The sequence below is a fragment of the Alteromonas sp. 4NS20-0143 genome (assembly GCF_057542855.1).
This window is the reverse complement of record NZ_BAAJLR010000001.1, coordinates 590,056-606,004: the sequence shown is the minus strand read 5'-3', so window position 1 is coordinate 606,004 and position 15,949 is coordinate 590,056. Positions and strand designations below refer to the sequence as shown.

Annotated in this window: 16 protein-coding genes; 12 read left to right on the top strand and 4 right to left on the bottom strand. The window is 43.0% G+C overall.

Annotation, left to right across the window (positions count from 1 at the left end; genetic code table 11):
• Complete coding sequence (locus AC27HD_RS02555) at positions 1-216, bottom strand: YejL family protein (RefSeq protein ID WP_032094158.1); 216 nt, start codon at positions 214-216, stop codon at positions 1-3.
• Between the two features lie 159 nt (positions 217-375).
• Here AC27HD_RS02555 and yejK point away from each other — a divergent pair, with 159 nt between their 5' ends.
• The 3 genes from yejK (at position 376) to AC27HD_RS02540 (ending at position 3,635) form a co-directional block, all read left to right on the top strand.
• Positions 376-1,482 (top strand): nucleoid-associated protein YejK, encoded by a 1,107-nt coding sequence (yejK, locus tag AC27HD_RS02550; protein ID WP_487103560.1) that lies wholly within the window; start codon positions 376-378, stop codon positions 1,480-1,482.
• 65 nt (positions 1,483-1,547) lie between these two features.
• Positions 1,548-2,423, top strand: a complete 876-nt coding sequence (locus AC27HD_RS02545; protein WP_032094156.1) for a 6-carboxytetrahydropterin synthase — start codon at positions 1,548-1,550, stop codon at positions 2,421-2,423.
• 426 nt (positions 2,424-2,849) lie between these two features.
• Complete coding sequence (locus tag AC27HD_RS02540; RefSeq protein ID WP_081926512.1) at positions 2,850-3,635, top strand: M23 family metallopeptidase; 786 nt, start codon at positions 2,850-2,852, stop codon at positions 3,633-3,635.
• 66 nt (positions 3,636-3,701) lie between these two features.
• Here AC27HD_RS02540 and AC27HD_RS02535 read toward each other — a convergent pair whose 3' ends face one another.
• Positions 3,702-5,552 (bottom strand): M61 family metallopeptidase, encoded by a 1,851-nt coding sequence (locus AC27HD_RS02535; RefSeq protein WP_487103558.1) that lies wholly within the window; start codon positions 5,550-5,552, stop codon positions 3,702-3,704.
• A 185-nt stretch (positions 5,553-5,737) separates the two neighbouring features.
• Between AC27HD_RS02535 and AC27HD_RS02530 the strand changes: the two genes are divergently transcribed.
• The 4 genes from AC27HD_RS02530 to AC27HD_RS02515 all read left to right on the top strand — a co-directional run bounded on the left by AC27HD_RS02530 (position 5,738) and on the right by AC27HD_RS02515 (position 9,241).
• Positions 5,738-6,421, top strand: coding sequence for a PilZ domain-containing protein (locus tag AC27HD_RS02530; RefSeq protein WP_032094154.1), 684 nt, complete (start codon positions 5,738-5,740; stop codon positions 6,419-6,421).
• A gap of 241 nt (positions 6,422-6,662) precedes the next feature.
• Complete coding sequence (locus AC27HD_RS02525; RefSeq protein ID WP_287008652.1) at positions 6,663-7,124, top strand: Mpo1 family 2-hydroxy fatty acid dioxygenase; 462 nt, start codon at positions 6,663-6,665, stop codon at positions 7,122-7,124.
• Positions 7,125-7,338: 214 nt separating this feature from the next.
• Complete coding sequence (locus AC27HD_RS02520) at positions 7,339-8,412, top strand: sensor histidine kinase (protein WP_032094152.1); 1,074 nt, start codon at positions 7,339-7,341, stop codon at positions 8,410-8,412.
• 1 nt (position 8,413) lies between these two features.
• Positions 8,414-9,241 carry a LytR/AlgR family response regulator transcription factor gene (locus AC27HD_RS02515; protein WP_334029812.1) on the top strand — a complete coding sequence of 276 codons (828 nt, stop codon included), beginning with the start codon at positions 8,414-8,416 and terminating at the stop codon, positions 9,239-9,241.
• Positions 9,242-9,535: 294 nt separating this feature from the next.
• Here AC27HD_RS02515 and AC27HD_RS02510 read toward each other — a convergent pair whose 3' ends face one another.
• Complete coding sequence (locus AC27HD_RS02510) at positions 9,536-10,531, bottom strand: ATP-dependent 6-phosphofructokinase (RefSeq protein ID WP_487103554.1); 996 nt, start codon at positions 10,529-10,531, stop codon at positions 9,536-9,538.
• A gap of 152 nt (positions 10,532-10,683) precedes the next feature.
• Here AC27HD_RS02510 and AC27HD_RS02505 point away from each other — a divergent pair, with 152 nt between their 5' ends.
• Entirely contained in the window at positions 10,684-11,526 is an 843-nt protein-coding gene (locus tag AC27HD_RS02505; protein ID WP_032094149.1) for a DUF6279 family lipoprotein, read from the top strand.
• Between the two features lie 91 nt (positions 11,527-11,617).
• Complete coding sequence (locus AC27HD_RS02500; protein ID WP_487103552.1) at positions 11,618-12,157, top strand: DUF4287 domain-containing protein; 540 nt, start codon at positions 11,618-11,620, stop codon at positions 12,155-12,157.
• On the opposite strand, the gene AC27HD_RS02495 is transcribed toward AC27HD_RS02500, so the two are convergent.
• Positions 12,152-13,792 carry a response regulator gene (locus AC27HD_RS02495; RefSeq protein WP_032094147.1) on the bottom strand — a complete coding sequence of 547 codons (1,641 nt, stop codon included), beginning with the start codon at positions 13,790-13,792 and terminating at the stop codon, positions 12,152-12,154. The two genes, AC27HD_RS02500 and AC27HD_RS02495, sit on opposite strands and share 6 nt — an antisense overlap.
• 131 nt (positions 13,793-13,923) lie before the next feature.
• Between AC27HD_RS02495 and AC27HD_RS02490 the strand changes: the two genes are divergently transcribed.
• The 3 genes from AC27HD_RS02490 (at position 13,924) to AC27HD_RS02480 (ending at position 15,925) form a co-directional block, all read left to right on the top strand.
• The gene (locus AC27HD_RS02490; protein WP_052009986.1) at positions 13,924-14,490 is read left to right on the top strand and encodes a VC2046/SO_2500 family protein; all 567 of its coding nucleotides are present in this window, start codon (positions 13,924-13,926) and stop codon (positions 14,488-14,490) included.
• 110 nt (positions 14,491-14,600) lie between these two features.
• The gene (gene trhO / locus AC27HD_RS02485; protein ID WP_487103551.1) at positions 14,601-15,611 is read left to right on the top strand and encodes an oxygen-dependent tRNA uridine(34) hydroxylase TrhO; all 1,011 of its coding nucleotides are present in this window, start codon (positions 14,601-14,603) and stop codon (positions 15,609-15,611) included.
• 71 nt (positions 15,612-15,682) lie between these two features.
• Positions 15,683-15,925 carry an EF-hand domain-containing protein gene (locus AC27HD_RS02480; protein ID WP_163106303.1) on the top strand — a complete coding sequence of 81 codons (243 nt, stop codon included), beginning with the start codon at positions 15,683-15,685 and terminating at the stop codon, positions 15,923-15,925.
• Positions 15,926-15,949 lie beyond the last annotated feature (24 nt).

Sequence of the window (15,949 nt, the reverse complement as noted above, 5' to 3'; positions counted from 1 at the left end):
TTACGCTTTGACACTTTTCTTCAACACGTCGGCAAACTGAGAAGCCATCGCTTCGCGGTTATCTGGCTTAACTTGCGTATTCAAGATATGGGTAATGACATTGCCTAACACCATAAGTGAAAGATCGCGATTTGCACCACTTTCTTCAAGTGTTAATATTACCTTGTTCATCAGCGCTTCGAATTCGTCGTTGCTGTAACGGCTATTTTGGGGCATTGCTACGCCTCTTTTTTATGTTTTCTTTGATAAAAAGAATGGTTTTACTCGTAAAATGATTATAATCGTTGTTTGAGTGAGTACAATCATTCATTCTAAAAACCCACAATTCTTTGGGCATTTCATACACTTTTTAAGCAACAGGACACCCGATCAATTATGAGTGCACTGATTCACCACTTTGTTGTTCATCGTTTAATCGTTAACAAAGAAGAAAGAATAGAAGCGATCCCTCGCGATAAATGTTTAGCGGTTACCCCAGAAATAGAGTCACTCGCTCATCAAATTAATCACAGTTTTAATGCTAAACCTGGCAAGGGCGTTGGCCATTTTGTTTCAGAAGTGCCTCGCAGCGCCGATGCTAGCAATAGCGACGAAGACAGCTCGCAAGAGAATAGTGTACAAAACGTATCAGGTTTCGCTGAGGGTTTAAAAAATTACCTAAGCGCACACAAAGCAGGGGGTGACAATGTGGAAGACGCATTTCACGATTTCTCTGTTGATGCCACTCATCGCCTCGTTAAAACCCTCACAGACACCGGGACGGTTGAAACTGGCTTTTTAATATTTTGCCAGTATGAGTATCTATCTACGCAGTTTCTTATGATTGCGTTACTTAACACGCGCTCCCACGTTGAGGTTACCAATTCTCTGGACTTATCATCAAGAGAGCATCTTGATTTAGCGAGAATGCAGTTAGCCGTCCGTTTCGATTTAACGCAGTGGGATATTCAGCCTGAGCAACAGCGCTACGTGAGCTTTATTAAAGGGCGAATGGGCCGCAAGGTATCAGACTTTTTCATGCAGTTTGTTGGCTGTGAAGAGCTTGTTGATGTAAAACAGCAGAATAAACAGCTCATCTCCTCGGTTGATGCTTATTTGGCAAGCGAATCTCTCGACCCACAAGAGCAGCACCAACATCGAGAAGAAGTAAAATCCTATTTTAAAGAGCAAATTGATGCCGGCGAGAGTTTATCGGTAGATGAATTAGCCAACCGCTTGCCTTCAAATGAAGAAACGAAGAACAATTTTGCCGCATTTACTGATTCACTTGAAGTACCGCTGGAAAAAGAGATTCAGCCTGATCCGGCTGCGCTTAAACAGCTGGCGAAATTTACAGGCCAAGGCGGCGGCGTGTCGGTGAGCTTCGAGCGCAAACTGATGGGGGATAGAGTGTTTTATGACCCTGCCACAGATACCCTAACTATTCGCGGAATTCCACCGAATTTAAAAGATCAGCTCAATCGTCAGTCCTCTATGGACTAATGACTGCGCTCAAGTGATAAAAAAAGTATACTAGCAACAGAAAATAAACTCGATTAAAGGGTGTTATGCAATTATTTGTAAATGATTTGACAGTAATGGACTTTTCTTACCTGTGTCCGAAGCGCGGAATGGTAGGGGAAAGTTGGATTGTCGATGTAGTATTGGACGGCGAGCTGAACGAAGAGAGCATGGTCCAGGATTTCGGACACGTGAAGAAAAACCTCAAGCGATTGATAGACGAATATGTCGATCACAAACTTCTAGTGCCCGCAGAATATAGTGGGTCAGAGGTTATTCACGATGAAGACAGCGAACAAGTTGAAGTGCGCTTTAGTCGTGAAAACGGCGAGAAAATAATGCTTTATTGCCCGGCTGAAGCCTACGCCATTTTATATTCCGATGTGATCACTATGGACTCGGTAGGGGTGTATCTTAAAGAGGTGCTTGCGACGCATCTTCCCGAAAACGTAGATAATTTGACATTGAATCTACGAACGGAAGTGATAAGTTCCCCTTTTTATCACTATACCCACGGACTTAAAAAGCACGACGGCAACTGTCAACGTATTGCTCACGGTCACCGGTCTCGTATCGACATTTATCTCGATGGCAAGATATGTGAGGAAAGCCAAACCTATTGGGCAAAACGTTGGGAAGATATTTACGTTGCCACTCGCGAAGACGAAATAAAGTACGCTGACAGAAAGTTATCGGGCTCTGTTGACGCACCTGAAGACTATTTGTGTTTTGGTTATGAGTCTTCGCAAGGATATTTTGAGCTACTGATTGCTAAAGCAGTGTGTGAAGTGATTGAGACAGATTCCACGGTAGAGTGTCTAGCGCAGTACTTATTAGTGGAACAAAAGAAAAGAACGCCAAACGGCGAATGCAAAGTGGTTGCGTACGAGGGCGTTGGCAAGGGCGCATTAGTTTCTGGGTAACGCGTAACCGAAAAGTTTGGATGCAGGCTAAGCGTCTGTATCCTAGCTACTGTCCTTGGACTTAGCCCACTAGGCCTACAGGACTGGTTCGCGGTTAAGGTGCATCCATTTAGCCCAGAACTCGTACAACAAAGTTCAACACGCCCTAAGTAGAGTAATGCTTTTTACTCGGCTTATTGATGTGTCGTAAAGACATGGCCACTTACTATTATTAGAGTCTCCGTAAAACACACATTTTTGTTGGTAAAGGATTTCGACCTCATGAAGTTTTCACTGAATACTAGAAATAGCACCACGCACTTCACCTCTGTGCTAGCTGCATTTGTTATCGGGAGCTTTTCTATAAACGCTTATGCTACAAACCTGTATTCCACTGGCGCTTTTTCAGATAGCTCACTTCCAGATAGCTCACTTCCAAGCAGTAAAATGGATACCAAGCACAGCGATGACAAGCAACCAGCACCACTCGTGTTAAACGGAGTATTTACACAAGGTGCGTTGTTACGCGGTGAAGTACCTAAAAACGCAACTGTGACCCTAAATGATTCGGCTGTGCCAACAAATCTTGATGGAAAGTTTGTTATTGGTTTCGATCGAACTGCACCGCTTGAACATACCCTTACAGTAACCCTTGCTGATGGCAGCGAAACAGTGCGCCACATTACGTTAGAAAAGCGTGAATACAATATTCAGCGTATCGACGGTTTAGAACAAAAGATGGTAACGCCGCCGGCATCGGTCACTCAGCGTATTAAGCAAGACAACATAAACGTGGCAAAAGCGAGAAGCACTAACAGCGATTTAGACGCGCTATTTACTCGTTTTTCCTGGCCCGCTAAAGGCCCCATCACCGGCGTATATGGCAGTCAGCGGGTGTTGAACGGCGTGCCTAAGTGGCCACACTACGGCGTAGATGTAGGCGCTCCAACGGGAACTCCTGTTTATGCCCCTGTTGATGGCATTGTCACCATGGCAGAGGATTTATATTATTCAGGCAATACTCTTATTCTCGACCATGGAATGCGGGTTTTCTCTACCTTTCTTCATTTGAACAGTATGACCGTTAATGTTGGGGATAGGGTTAAAAAAGGCGAGCAAATAGGTACCATCGGTGAAACGGGGCGGGCCACGGGTCCACACTTAGACTGGCGTATCAACCTTGGTAAAATGCGCTTAGACCCGCAAACTATTGTAACTGGTACTCCGGAATAAAAAGCCTCGTTCAATCAAGGTTTTTATGACAAAGGGCGGCGCTTCGACGCACCGCCTTTTGACAAATTACCTAACGCCAAGCCAATGACCAAACACGTCGGCGTCGTTTATCTCAAAAAACGCCATGTCTTTTCTCGCTTTCATAATAGGTAAGGTCACGTTTAACAGTTGGCCGTCTCGAATTACGCTGACTTCTGCTGTTGACTCTAACGTTGTATCTAAAATACGTTGTAACTTGCCTTGAGAAACCACATGCCCATTTATAGCGATAATATTATCGTTCAATAGGATCCCCGCACGCATGGCGGCAAGCCCCTCAAATAGTTGAGCAACAGTCAGTCCCAATGGGGCAGGTTTAAGTGTCGCGCCAAGCTGTCGTTTCATTGGCGACTTCAATGATAGGCCGCCTTTATCTTCGCTAGATACCTTTGCCCGAGTGCGAAGTGCAACACCAATTCGTTGAACTAATGTTTCTAATTCAACGTCGTCTGTGTGGTATACAACGCTATTTAAATAATCTGATACATCAATATCAAAGTGCTCTTTACATAACGTCTGTATGACATTATCCGGCGTTCCGCTCTCATCTTTGCCGTACTGCTGCCATAAAACGCGCATGACATCGTCGAGGCACACCGTATCGCCAGATTGCTCTCGCAATAGTAAATCGAGCCCCAACGCGATGATACCGCCCTTGGTGTAATAGCTAACAATATTGTTAGTGGCACTGGCGTCTTGCTTGTAAAACTTTGTCCATGCATCAAAACTACTTTCAGCCGCACTTTGCTTAAATCGTCCAGCATTTTGCAAAAGCCTACTTATATTTTGAGCAACAATATCGAGGTACTTTTGCGGTGGTATTGTGCCAACACGAGCAAGGGTGACGTCGTCATAGAAACTTGTAAACCCTTCGTATATCCACAGTTGGTTGGTATAGCTTTCTTTGGATAAATCCGGTTTTACCATCACATTAGGTTTAATGCGTTTCACGTGCCATGTATGAAAAAACTCATGACTACAAAGACTTAAAAACGTGACGTATCCGTCTGTTTTTTCTTCGCCGTCGCCAACGAGAGGAAGCTCAAAGCGAGGGTAAAGCAATGCCGTAGAATATTTGTGCTCCAAACCTCCAAAACCATTATCGGCTAGCAGGGTCATAAACAGGTAATCTTTCACTGGATAGGGCGTGCCAAATAGTGAAAGGTGGTGTTGGCAAATAGGGGCTAAATCTTTCGCAATTCTCGCATAATCAATGTTGTTGTTGCCTGAAAATAGTAGCGTGAAGTTCACGTTATCTACTTTAAACTCGCACGTGTCGGCCACGCCCACATAAATGGGATGGTCGATAAACTCATCATAGTTTTTCGCTTCAAAATACCATGCCCTAGCATTAGCATTGGCGTCTATCACACTATCTAAAGAACAGGGCTCTCGCGTTTCCATCGACGTATGCGCATTCCAGTTAGACGGAATAGTATCGCCTAGTGTTATTTCAAGATAATGCTGTGAGTTTTCAAATTCTGCAATTTGTAAAAATGCACTGGTTCCATTAATAAACGCATATTCATGATTGATGAAGGCGGACCGAATGGATAAGTCATTAGCATAAATCGTGTAATCGATAATGCAGGCATCACCATCAGTCTGTATTGACCATGTTTGTTTGTCTAACTTCTCAATGCTAACGGATGATTGAGCAAAGGCTTCTGCTGCTAATGTATTCGCCGCTGTTTTCTTTGCAGACAGCGAGACAATGTTTTTTGCGAAATCGCGAACCATATAACTACCCGGTATCCAACTGGGTAAGGAAAGCGTTAGCGAAGAGGCGCTATGAGCAGGAATTGATAGCTGAACATCGAACTGATGAGCCTGCCACTGAGATAAATTAAGTGAAAAATGCAACGTGTTATCAGACATAAAAACTCATTTTATTTACGTAGTTAAGAACTAGTGTACTATAAGTGAATACTGAAGTGAGCGTACTTAAGCATCAAACGCGCTAGACACTATTTGAAATATTGTCGAAGCAAACGTGTTTCTAATTAGCGATAGCGCGACCGATATTGCTTCTAACAGGATGAGAAGGGCTGAGTAGTAAACCTATGGTTGAAAGAACTAGCACTACAACAATAAGCGAAGAAGATTTTGAGGCGCTCAATGCGTTTCAGCCTGGGGATGTTGTCGATCTTGAGATCACCATGCCTGCGGCATCGAAACGGGTCAAAACTGAATATTTAGGTATGCATACCAACGACTGCATGATGTTTCATATCCCAACTTCATCAAAATGGATAACGGTAAGAGATGCGTTAACGGTTGATAATGATATTGTGGTTCGCTCGATAGTCGAGGGTAGCACCGGGCAAGTCATTGCTTATCGGGTAAAAGTGCTAAAACTACTTTCTAAACCCGCTGGCATATTAATTACCAGCTTTCCTTCACGCATACAGCGAATAGGGCTTCGAGCCTCAACACGCTCACAGCCTGGCGTTGCCATAAACATCAAGTCAGAGGTTTTCGAGGGCGATGAAGATGCGTCAGGCATCATCGTCGACTTATCAAAACACGGGTGCAAAGTCGGGCTTCAGGTGAAACCTGGGTGGCCCATACTAATTGACAATACCGAAATAACACTTGTATATATGCTTAATGGTGAAGCGGTTGAAATTAAAGCCATGGTTAAAAATCATAAGTTAGATAATCGAATAGTCTATTACGGGCTCAAATTTCAATCTGGTGATGCAATGATTGGCGAGCTACTCGCAAGACATACTTTGGTGTCGTAGCTTTTTTTAAACTGACCCTATGTATTGTCTTTAAAAAGTGAACTGACATCAAAAAGTATACTGTCATTAAAAAGTGTACTGTCATCAAAACAGGCAGTGGCAACACAAAGCGGGCAAAGGTATATATTGTCATCTGCTGTACAAATTTTGCGCTTAATGTAATTGTTTTATGCGCTAGTAAGCTCTGTGAGCTAAGTAAAAACCTAACAAACTCATAATTCAAATAATAAGGTGAGGGACAATGAGAAGTATTGAAAGGCTGCTTATGCAGTACGGTGAAAGCCATCAAAATAAGACTAACGTGATAATTCACGCTATTGCAGTGCCGAGTATTTATTTGGTAACCCTTGGCTTGCTTTGGAGTATTCCTACCCCAGACGCTATCGCGCATTTTGATATTACATGGGCGCACATCATCGCTATTCCAGTACTGTATTACTATTTTTCTTTGTCTGGTCCTATTGGTGCGGCTATGACATTACTTACTATCGCGTGTTTTGGTGTGGTAAATCTGTTGGTTCACTTCGATATTTCTGTTTGGCAATTCAGCTTAGCGCTGTTTGTGGTTATGTGGATTTTACAATTTGTTGGACACAAAATTGAGGGGAAAAAGCCCTCATTTTTCGAAGATCTTCGTTTTCTGCTCGTTGGGCCTGCATGGTGGTGGGTTCACTGGCTTAAACGAATGAACATTAGCTATTAAAGCAGTTACACAATTAGCACGGCGTGTTGACGTTAATCTATTCGTTTTGTCGTTACAAAGCGCTTATTGCTGCGAAAATATACAGTAAACGTCCACTCGCTCCTAGCTGCGACCAGACGCACTACCTACACGACCAAGCTGCTTGGGTCATTAAATTCCAAGCGTATAATCTCACTACAAGCTCTATATTTGGTAATAATAAGTTGGTGTTACAGTGAGTCGCTTCCAGCGAGTAATCGAAAGTAATGAGCGTTTATTTTGGACTTTGCACAGTGCAGGGTGGGCAGGATTTGCGCTAATTTACTACATAGGCTCTTTTCTACATGATGTAAGATCCATTTGGGTTTTCATTATCATGCTTAATGCATACGCAGGTTGGTTACTGACTATTCCGTTGCGCTATGTCTATCGGTGGGCTCGAAAGCGCTCTCCTTTAAAGATGATCCTTATTGTTATCGCATCGTGCTATATCGTGGCGCTGGTGTGGGCTGTGGTAAAAAACATTAACTATTGGGAGATATACAAGCACGGTTATCGCCCAGACGAATGGTACATGTACTTCACCAACACCATTAACTCGTTGATTATGGTTGGTTGTTGGAGTGGTGTTTATTTTGGTATCAAAAACTTTCAAATGCTGCAAAAAGAGAAGCAGAATGCGCTCAAAGCCAGCACCATGGCACATCAAGCCCATATCAAGATGTTGCGATATCAATTGAACCCTCACTTTCTATTCAACACGCTTAACGCTATCTCAACCTTAATCCTGTTGAAAGAGAATGACACTGCCGAAGCCATGGTGTCTAAATTAAGCAACTTTTTGCGTTACTCACTTGATAACGATCCCATTAAGCGAGTTCCGCTAGGTCAGGAAATAAAGGCACTTCGCCTGTATCTTGAAATCGAAAAAGTGCGATTCGACGATCGCTTAGAAGTCATCTGGGATATCGATACTAAATGCGAATCGGCATTGGTACCGAGCATGATACTTCAGCCCATAATTGAAAATGCCATTAAACATGCCATTTCTAAAATGGAAAATGGTGGCCAAATTGCGATAACAGCCCGTACCTTCGGCAATGACTTACTGATGGACGTGGCCGATAATGGCCCTGGTGCTGATATAAAAGATGGCAAATTAAGCCGGAAAAATGGCGTAGGACTTGTGAACATAAAAGAGCGCTTACAATCGCTTTACCAACGCAACTTTGCATTTTCTATTGAGCACAATCAGCCCTCGGGTGTACGAGTACGAATTCGTATTCCCTATGACGTAAAGGACGTATGATATGACCAAGCAAATGATTAAAACCATTGTGGTAGACGATGAGCCTCTTGCTCGTAGAGGGCTACGTGCGAGGCTTGAACGTCATAGCGATATTCAAGTGCTGGCCGAGTGCCAAAATGGTCTTGAGGCGGTAAGCAGTATTTCTCAACATCGCCCGGACCTCGTTTTTCTCGATATTCAAATGCCAGGGCTCAATGGATTTCAAGTCATTCACAAACTTCGTGAATTGAAACAGCCAATTCCAATGATTGTTTTTGTCACCGCATACGACAGCTATGCGATTAAAGCGTTTGACGTGCATGCGTTGGATTATCTATTGAAACCAGCAGATGACGAACGACTTGGCGCAGCCCTCGATAAGGTAAGAGAATACACCAGCACGGCACATCAAGACGAACAGTCACAAAAGCTAGTGAGTTTAGTTGCAGAATTAACAGGCGACGATTGTGAAGAAATTTTACGCAAGCTAGCGAATGGTGAACCGGTAGAAACCAACCCTTATCCAGACGTGCTTGCTATTAAAGATGGCTCTGAAGTGACACGAGTCAATGTTCAAGATATTCAGTGGATAGATGCGGCTGGCGATTACATGTGTGTTCACGCGCTAGACGGTATGCACATCATGCGTAAAACCATGAAAGAGTTGGAGCAGGAATTGAACCCTCAGTTCTTTGTCAGAGTTCACCGCTCCGCTATTGCTAATATCCGTTTTGTGAAAAAACTAGTGAGTCATATTAGCGGCGAATACCACCTCATTTTACAAAATGATACCGAGCTGAAGGTGAGCAGAAGTCATCGCGATAAGGTGAAAGCTGCAATGAAGATGTAGTTGAGTCCTGCGCTTAAGCTCGCTCTTAAGTTAACAGCAAGGAATATGTCCTTGCTTCTTATTATCTTGAGCAACGCTGGACAAAGTTAGCCTTGTGGTTTTAACTTGGCAACAAACAAGAAAAGCGCCTACAAGGGCGCTTCTCTGTATTTTCATCAATCAGCTTTTCAACTCATACCTGAAATTCTCACTACCTCAAAACATAAACTCTTTAAGCCCTTTTATTGATTAAGCGTCGCTTTATCGATAGGTCACAATTTATGTAAATTATTCAATAGAAGAGGTTATGTGGTATTAACCATACCTTTCATTCATTATTGATTTCATTAAGGCCACTTGTGCGCTGTTTAACGGTTTATTATCACTGGTTTTGGTGAGCGGCACAGTAGTGGGTTCTCTGTTCACTTCTCCGACCATGACATTGCTTGTATCTGTACCCACAAGACTTACCGCGTATTCGCCTAATGAAGTAGCAAGTAGCCTATCGTTGCTTACCGGAGTGCCTCCTCGTTGCACATGTCCGAGAGTTACCGGTCTTACATCAGTAATTCCACTGTCGTTAAGCGCCTTGGTAAGGGCCTCTAGGCCTTGCGGCCATACGTTTTCTGCCACTACCACAATAAAGCTTACCGAGCCTCTCACGCGGCGCTGAGCATGAATTTGTGTGAGAATTTTCTTTATCTCACTTTCTGGCGATTCAAAGAATTCAGGTAAAATCACATAATCTGCTGCTGACGAGAGCGCTGCGTTCAATGCTAAAAAACCGGCATGTCTTCCCATCACCTCAACTAAAAATATGCGTTCAAATGCATCTGCAGTATCTCGTACCTTATCAATTGAGTTCATTGCAGTATCTATAGCAGTGTAATAACCAATGGTGGCATCGGTGCCGGCTATATCATTGTCTATCGTGCCTGGAATACCGATAATTTGGCCATGGTAATGGTCGGCCAGATGCGTGGCCCCGCGAAATGAACCGTCACCACCAATAACAAGAAGAGCATCTACGCCTGCCTCTGATAAATTAGCTGCCGCTTGCTTCAAGCCCGCTTCCTCGGTGAAAGCTTTGCACCGAGCGCTGTGCAATACGGTACCCCCTTGCTGAATAAGGTTGTGAGTAGAGTCTAGTGAAAGAGAAATAGATTCTTGTTTAATTAATCCATTGTAGCCATGAAGATAACCTATTAAATCGTAATTCCGCTTTTTGCAGGCAATCACAATTGCCCTAATACATGCATTCATACCCGGTGCATCACCACCCGACGTTAATACTGCGACACGTTTTGACACATTAAAATCCTTCTCAGTAGGTTTCGTTCTTATAGTATGGAAAATAGAGCAGACTGTTTGGAAGGTAAAGCCATTTATTTTGCACTTTTTCCATCTGAGCGGTCTATACAGTATTACGCTCTTTGCACATAACATATTGAAGGCTAATCAAAATGCGCGTTGCTATTATCTTTGTTCTGCTACTTTCTCTTACAGCGTGTACCTCTAAGCTCGCTTATGACAACTTAGATTGGTGGGTATACTGGTATCTAGATGACTATGTAGAGCTTAACGATGAACAAGAAGAACGGTTTGATGACTACTTAACCAATTGGCTTCAATGGCATAAACGAAGTGAGTTGAAACGCTATGAAAATCAGCTTAAAACGCTGAAACAGCAAGTACTAAACCGCGAGTTAGATTACGACACGGTTTATGCGCATATTAACGACGTGAGAACGCATTGGGAAAGGGTGAGGGCACAGATTAGCCCGGAACTTGCTGAGCTTGCCGTCGACCTTACTGACCAACAAATAGTGTCTTTATTCGCCACACTAGAAAAAGACAACAAGGAAGAAGAAGAGGAGCGGCAAGAGTTTCTCGAACAGTCAGAGGCAGAGCGCAGTGAAAAGCGTATTGAGCGGATGACTGACAACGTGGAAGAGCGTATTGGTGATTTGTCTGAGGAGCAAAAACAAATTATTGCTACCTACAACGCACAGTTTGTGTCAACGTCCGACGAATGGTTGCAGTATCGCAGAAAAATTCAAAATGCAGCCCGTCGACTATTCATTACCAAAACCACGAATCCAAATTTTGTCCAAGACTTAACTTATTTAATGCAAAACCCAGATAAATACCGAAGCGAGGACTATCAGCAAGCTAGCGCCCATAATATGAAAGTGGGAGCAACCATGATTGTGGAAGTTGCATCCACACTCAGCGATTCCCAAAAGAAAACCCTGGTCGAGAATATTGATGAATTTATTACAACGATAGACAAGTTTCAGAAGTAGCTTCTAATTAAGCTAAGCCACGTTATTCATAGAGCTTCTAGCGTTACTCTATAAGCTATAATGCAGCTAATCCAAGTAAAAGAGAAAAAATATGGATCAAGCACTAGAGACGATGATTGCAAATATGCCCGCAAAAACGGGTAAAAACCTTGAAGAATGGACTGTGCTGTTGAGGCAAGAAAACTTCAATAAACATTCAGAGGCAGTCGCATTTTTAAAAACAACTTATGGGGTTACACATGGATTTGCCAACACAATAGTCACTCTTTCTAAAGAAGAGAGTGATTCTCCCGATTTGGTAGCCACTCAGTATGAGGGTAAAGAAACACTTAAACCCATATACGATTTGTTGATAGCGACAATGACAAAATTGGGTGATGACGTTGTGGTCGTGCCGAAAAAAGGGAGTGTGAGTGTAATTCGAAAAAATCAATTTGCGCTGATCAAGCCTGCGACAAAGAAAAGAATTGACCTGGGATTAAAACTAAAAGGGGTGGATATACAGGGGCGCTTAGAAAATTCTGGGCCTTTTGGCTCCATGTGCACGCACAGGATCCAGTTGCAGCAAGTGACAGAGGTTGATAAAGAGGTAGTCAACTGGCTATTGAAAGCCTATGAAATGTCGCTATAAGCCAAGAAAAAGCGACAAGTCATCACGTAAGTTCGAGTACTTTTCGCTGTAGGCGTCTTTGAGTGGGATATTGTCCAATAATTTATAAAGGCGCCTGCACTCACCAGCCATCTGCGAGTCTGCTTTGTCTATTATTTTAAATAGCTGAAGAAGGCACTGAAGCAGGTTTAAAGCAACGCCAATATTCACTGGGGCATAATTTTGGGCCAGAGCAAACGACGCTTTTGCTCGCTCAAATGAGTTCTGCTGATAGTGCTGAATACCTTCGCGGTTAAATTGCTGATAATTTGCCAAGTTGGTTTTTGCTTTTTCTGCCTTTTGTTCAAGCATTGAAGCGCTGTTTTGATCTAATTCATCTTTTCTGGTTGCCACAATTTTCGACAGCGCAAGGGCATCATCGTACTCTCCCAATGTGTACATCACGTTAATACTATCGGGGAGATAGGCAGTGGGGTGCTCGGGGTACTTTTCCTCAATGGCAACTTGAGAGTTAACCAAGTGCTTTTTAGCATCAATCAACTTGCCGTCTATTGCGCTCACCCGAGCGTTGACAATATTTCCAAAAATGTCCACATCAAAATTTCGATCCATTTTTAAAAGATGCTCGTCAAACTTGCCCCTTTGAAGTGCTAGCAATGCCTCTTGTTGATATTTGTTTCGCTGTTTTTGGTCTTCTGAATGCTCGGCAACATCTAAAAGGCTGCGTATTAACGTACACCAATGCAGACTGTTTTTATGCACGGTACGTTTAGATAAATTCCAAATAGCGCTGCACGAGAGCGACGCAGTGACGAAATCAAGATTTTGCTTTGCTATTTCGCAGGCTTGTAAATGACGAGAAACAGAGTAGGGCGATAGTTTTATGGCTTCTTTAATTGCGTTTAAGGCGGCTTCTCGATTTTCTAACCCCTGATGAGCGAGCGCTAATACGTCGTTTGCATCAGCGCTAAAACGATTCCGCTTAAGGGTTTTCATCGCGATAGTGATAGCCTTGTCGTAGTCGGCGTTTTGAATGTAGGTTTTTCCCAATGCAATTTGAGCCCACAATACAGGCTTGCCGCTAGTGTAGGGGGCTAAGATAGCCAACGCCCTTTTACAGTCGTTTTTACGACAATAGGTTTCAACTAATAGCTGTTCACAATGGCCTTTGTAATGAGAGGGTTCCTTATACAGTGTGTTGAGTACAGTGATTGCATCAGTAAATTGCTCTTTCTCAATGAACTCATAGGCTTGCTGCAAAAACTGTCGTTTTTGCCATGCTCTGCTTATTCTGCTCTTCAATTGAACCTGAGAAAAGGGCTTAACTAAAAAATCGTCAGGCCTTCTATCGATAGAACCAAGAACCATAGAGCGAGTGCTATCCGCACTTATCAAAATAAATACAGAGGTCGTTTTTATCAGTCGCTTGACTCTCAGCTCTTCTACTAACTCATAGCCATTTTTATAATCTGCACCTAAATGCAGATCGCAAACCACAATATCGAACTTTGTGCGTTTGGCTTCAGAAATAGCTTGTTCCGCCGAGGATTTGGTCACGATGTTGGTCGCGCCCATCGATTGCAATAATCCTTTCAGCATAAGCAGAAATGGTCGCTGATCTTCAACAATCAGTACTCTTTTATCACTGTATTTCACTGCATCCTCAAAGATTTGCAGAGCAAGAAAACATAATGATGGTTTAAAAATGCGTAATGAGCAATTTGATCCTTCAGAATATTCTTATTCAGCCGACAACTAACGTATGAATATCACTACAGTTTTTCATCATGAGCGTTGAGCAAGTCAGTTCAAACAGCACTGTTGAATTAGACCCTAGTTACCGCTGGGAGTTTGACGGTACATTGGCAAAAGCCTCCTCACAAGGTCGCTTGTTTGCTCTGTATCTAGCCATGCATCAAAATGCGTTAGCCCATCCTATACATTTAACGCCACATGCAAAGAGCGAAGACTCACCCTATCAAAACGAAATAAGTAACCTGAGTCACTACAGGCAGCCCGCATTACAAGCTGCAGATAAAGACTGGGCGAATATGGCTACGTTAGCCTCACTCATGTCATCTGATTTAGCCTCTGCTCGCTTATTCTTATCGATGAACCCTTCACCGCTTGCCCAATCTGACGACGCTTCACGCATACCTGATGATGTAAAAAATAACTGTAGCTTAGGCACACAAAAGCGTTTAGCGAATCTCTACAGAAGTGATATTAAAGAAGATAACACCATGTTGTATGACATTATCAGTGGTGAATATAGCAGCATCAACCCTAACGCCAATCCCCAAAATAATAAACAGAACGCATTCTCTGAAGACTCAGTAAGAATGGCCGTTTAGTCTCGTTTTTGCTATTACCCCTAAGCTGATTGGCTTTTGCGATGCATTTTGGTATATTGCGCGCCGCATTTTGCACTGGTCTTACGCTCCAATCAGCAAAGGTTTAAATAATGTCTACACAATCTGAATCAAAATATATTGTATGCGCGATGTACAAGTTCGTCGCGCTTGAAAACTTTAAGGCGATGCGCCAACCACTTACTGACGTCATGGAAAAAAATGGCATCAGGGGCACGCTTCTACTCGCTCATGAAGGGATAAACGGAACCGTTTCTGGTCCCAGAGATGGTATCGATGCGTTAATCAGTTACTTAAACAGTGACGAGCGGATTAACCCCATTTCCTGTAAAGAGTCTCTTCACGATGAGCAGCCTTTCTATCGCACTAAAGTAAAACTTAAAAAAGAAATTGTCACCATGGGTGTTGAAGGGATAGACCCTCGACAAACCGTAGGTACCTACGTAAAGCCCAGTGAATGGAATGACTTAATAAGCGACCCAGATGTTACCGTTATCGACACACGTAATGGCTATGAAATAGAAATTGGTACGTTTAAAAACGCGATAGACCCAAAAACCGACACCTTCAGAGAGTTTCCTGAGTACGTCGCTAAGTCACTCGACCCAGCTAAAAACAAGAAAGTTGCCATGTTTTGCACAGGCGGAATACGCTGCGAAAAATCTACTGCCTATCTCAAAGAACAAGGCTTTGAAGACGTTTATCATTTGGAAGGCGGAATTCTTCAATATTTAGAAGATGTGCCCAAAGAGGAGTCTCTGTGGGAAGGTGACTGTTTCGTTTTTGATAATCGGGTTGCGGTAAACCACGATTTAGAAAAGAGTCACTACGAACAGTGCTATGCGTGTCGGCTGCCAATAACCGAAGAAGACAAAAAGAGCGATGTATACGAGCCAGGGGTAAGCTGCCCCCATTGCCATGGTACCCATACTGAAGATCAAATTTCCCGCTTCAGAGAGCGCGAAAAACAAGTGCAGCTAGCTAAAGCGAGACAGCAAGAGCATGTAGGAACAGACGCTAGGCTTACCATGGAACAGAAGCGTTTGGAGAAAGCTCAGGCGCAGCGCGAGCGAGCCTTAAAAGCTAATGAAAAAGCAAAATAAAAAGAGGCATAGACACTAGAAAGGAGAGACGATACACTCACTACATCGTTGTAAAGTTTTAAGGAATGAGAGTGAGCACTCAACTTTCAGATGCAAAAATTGAAGAGATAAGAAAAGACTTCAGTTTTTTTGACCGTGACGGAAATGGTCAGATAGATATAACAGAGTTTATTGAGCTTTTAACCATTATTTCGCCAAAAACAAAGGCGAGTCACGTTGAAGAAGGCTTTAAATTAATCGACGGCAATGACGACGGTTATATAGACTTCGAAGAGTTTTTAGAATGGTGGCAAGAGTGTTGGTGGGAATACTAATGCGTTTGCAATAACGACCATTTC

Bases quoted from the DNA above. Each gene is read 5' to 3' on its own strand.
- AC27HD_RS02555 (WP_032094158.1), bottom strand. From the start codon at position 216: ATGCCCCAAAATAGCCGTTACAGCAACGACGAATTCGAAGCGCTGATG.
- yejK (WP_487103560.1), top strand. From the start codon at position 376: ATGAGTGCACTGATTCACCACTTTGTTGTTCATCGTTTAATCGTTAAC.
- AC27HD_RS02545 (WP_032094156.1), top strand. From the start codon at position 1,548: ATGCAATTATTTGTAAATGATTTGACAGTAATGGACTTTTCTTACCTG.
- AC27HD_RS02540 (WP_081926512.1), top strand. From the start codon at position 2,850: ATGGATACCAAGCACAGCGATGACAAGCAACCAGCACCACTCGTGTTA.
- AC27HD_RS02535 (WP_487103558.1), bottom strand. From the start codon at position 5,552: ATGTCTGATAACACGTTGCATTTTTCACTTAATTTATCTCAGTGGCAG.
- AC27HD_RS02530 (WP_032094154.1), top strand. From the start codon at position 5,738: ATGGTTGAAAGAACTAGCACTACAACAATAAGCGAAGAAGATTTTGAG.
- AC27HD_RS02525 (WP_287008652.1), top strand. From the start codon at position 6,663: ATGAGAAGTATTGAAAGGCTGCTTATGCAGTACGGTGAAAGCCATCAA.
- AC27HD_RS02515 (WP_334029812.1), top strand. From the start codon at position 8,414: ATGACCAAGCAAATGATTAAAACCATTGTGGTAGACGATGAGCCTCTT.
- AC27HD_RS02505 (WP_032094149.1), top strand. From the start codon at position 10,684: ATGCGCGTTGCTATTATCTTTGTTCTGCTACTTTCTCTTACAGCGTGT.
- AC27HD_RS02500 (WP_487103552.1), top strand. From the start codon at position 11,618: ATGGATCAAGCACTAGAGACGATGATTGCAAATATGCCCGCAAAAACG.
- AC27HD_RS02490 (WP_052009986.1), top strand. From the start codon at position 13,924: ATGAGCGTTGAGCAAGTCAGTTCAAACAGCACTGTTGAATTAGACCCT.
- trhO (WP_487103551.1), top strand. From the start codon at position 14,601: ATGTCTACACAATCTGAATCAAAATATATTGTATGCGCGATGTACAAG.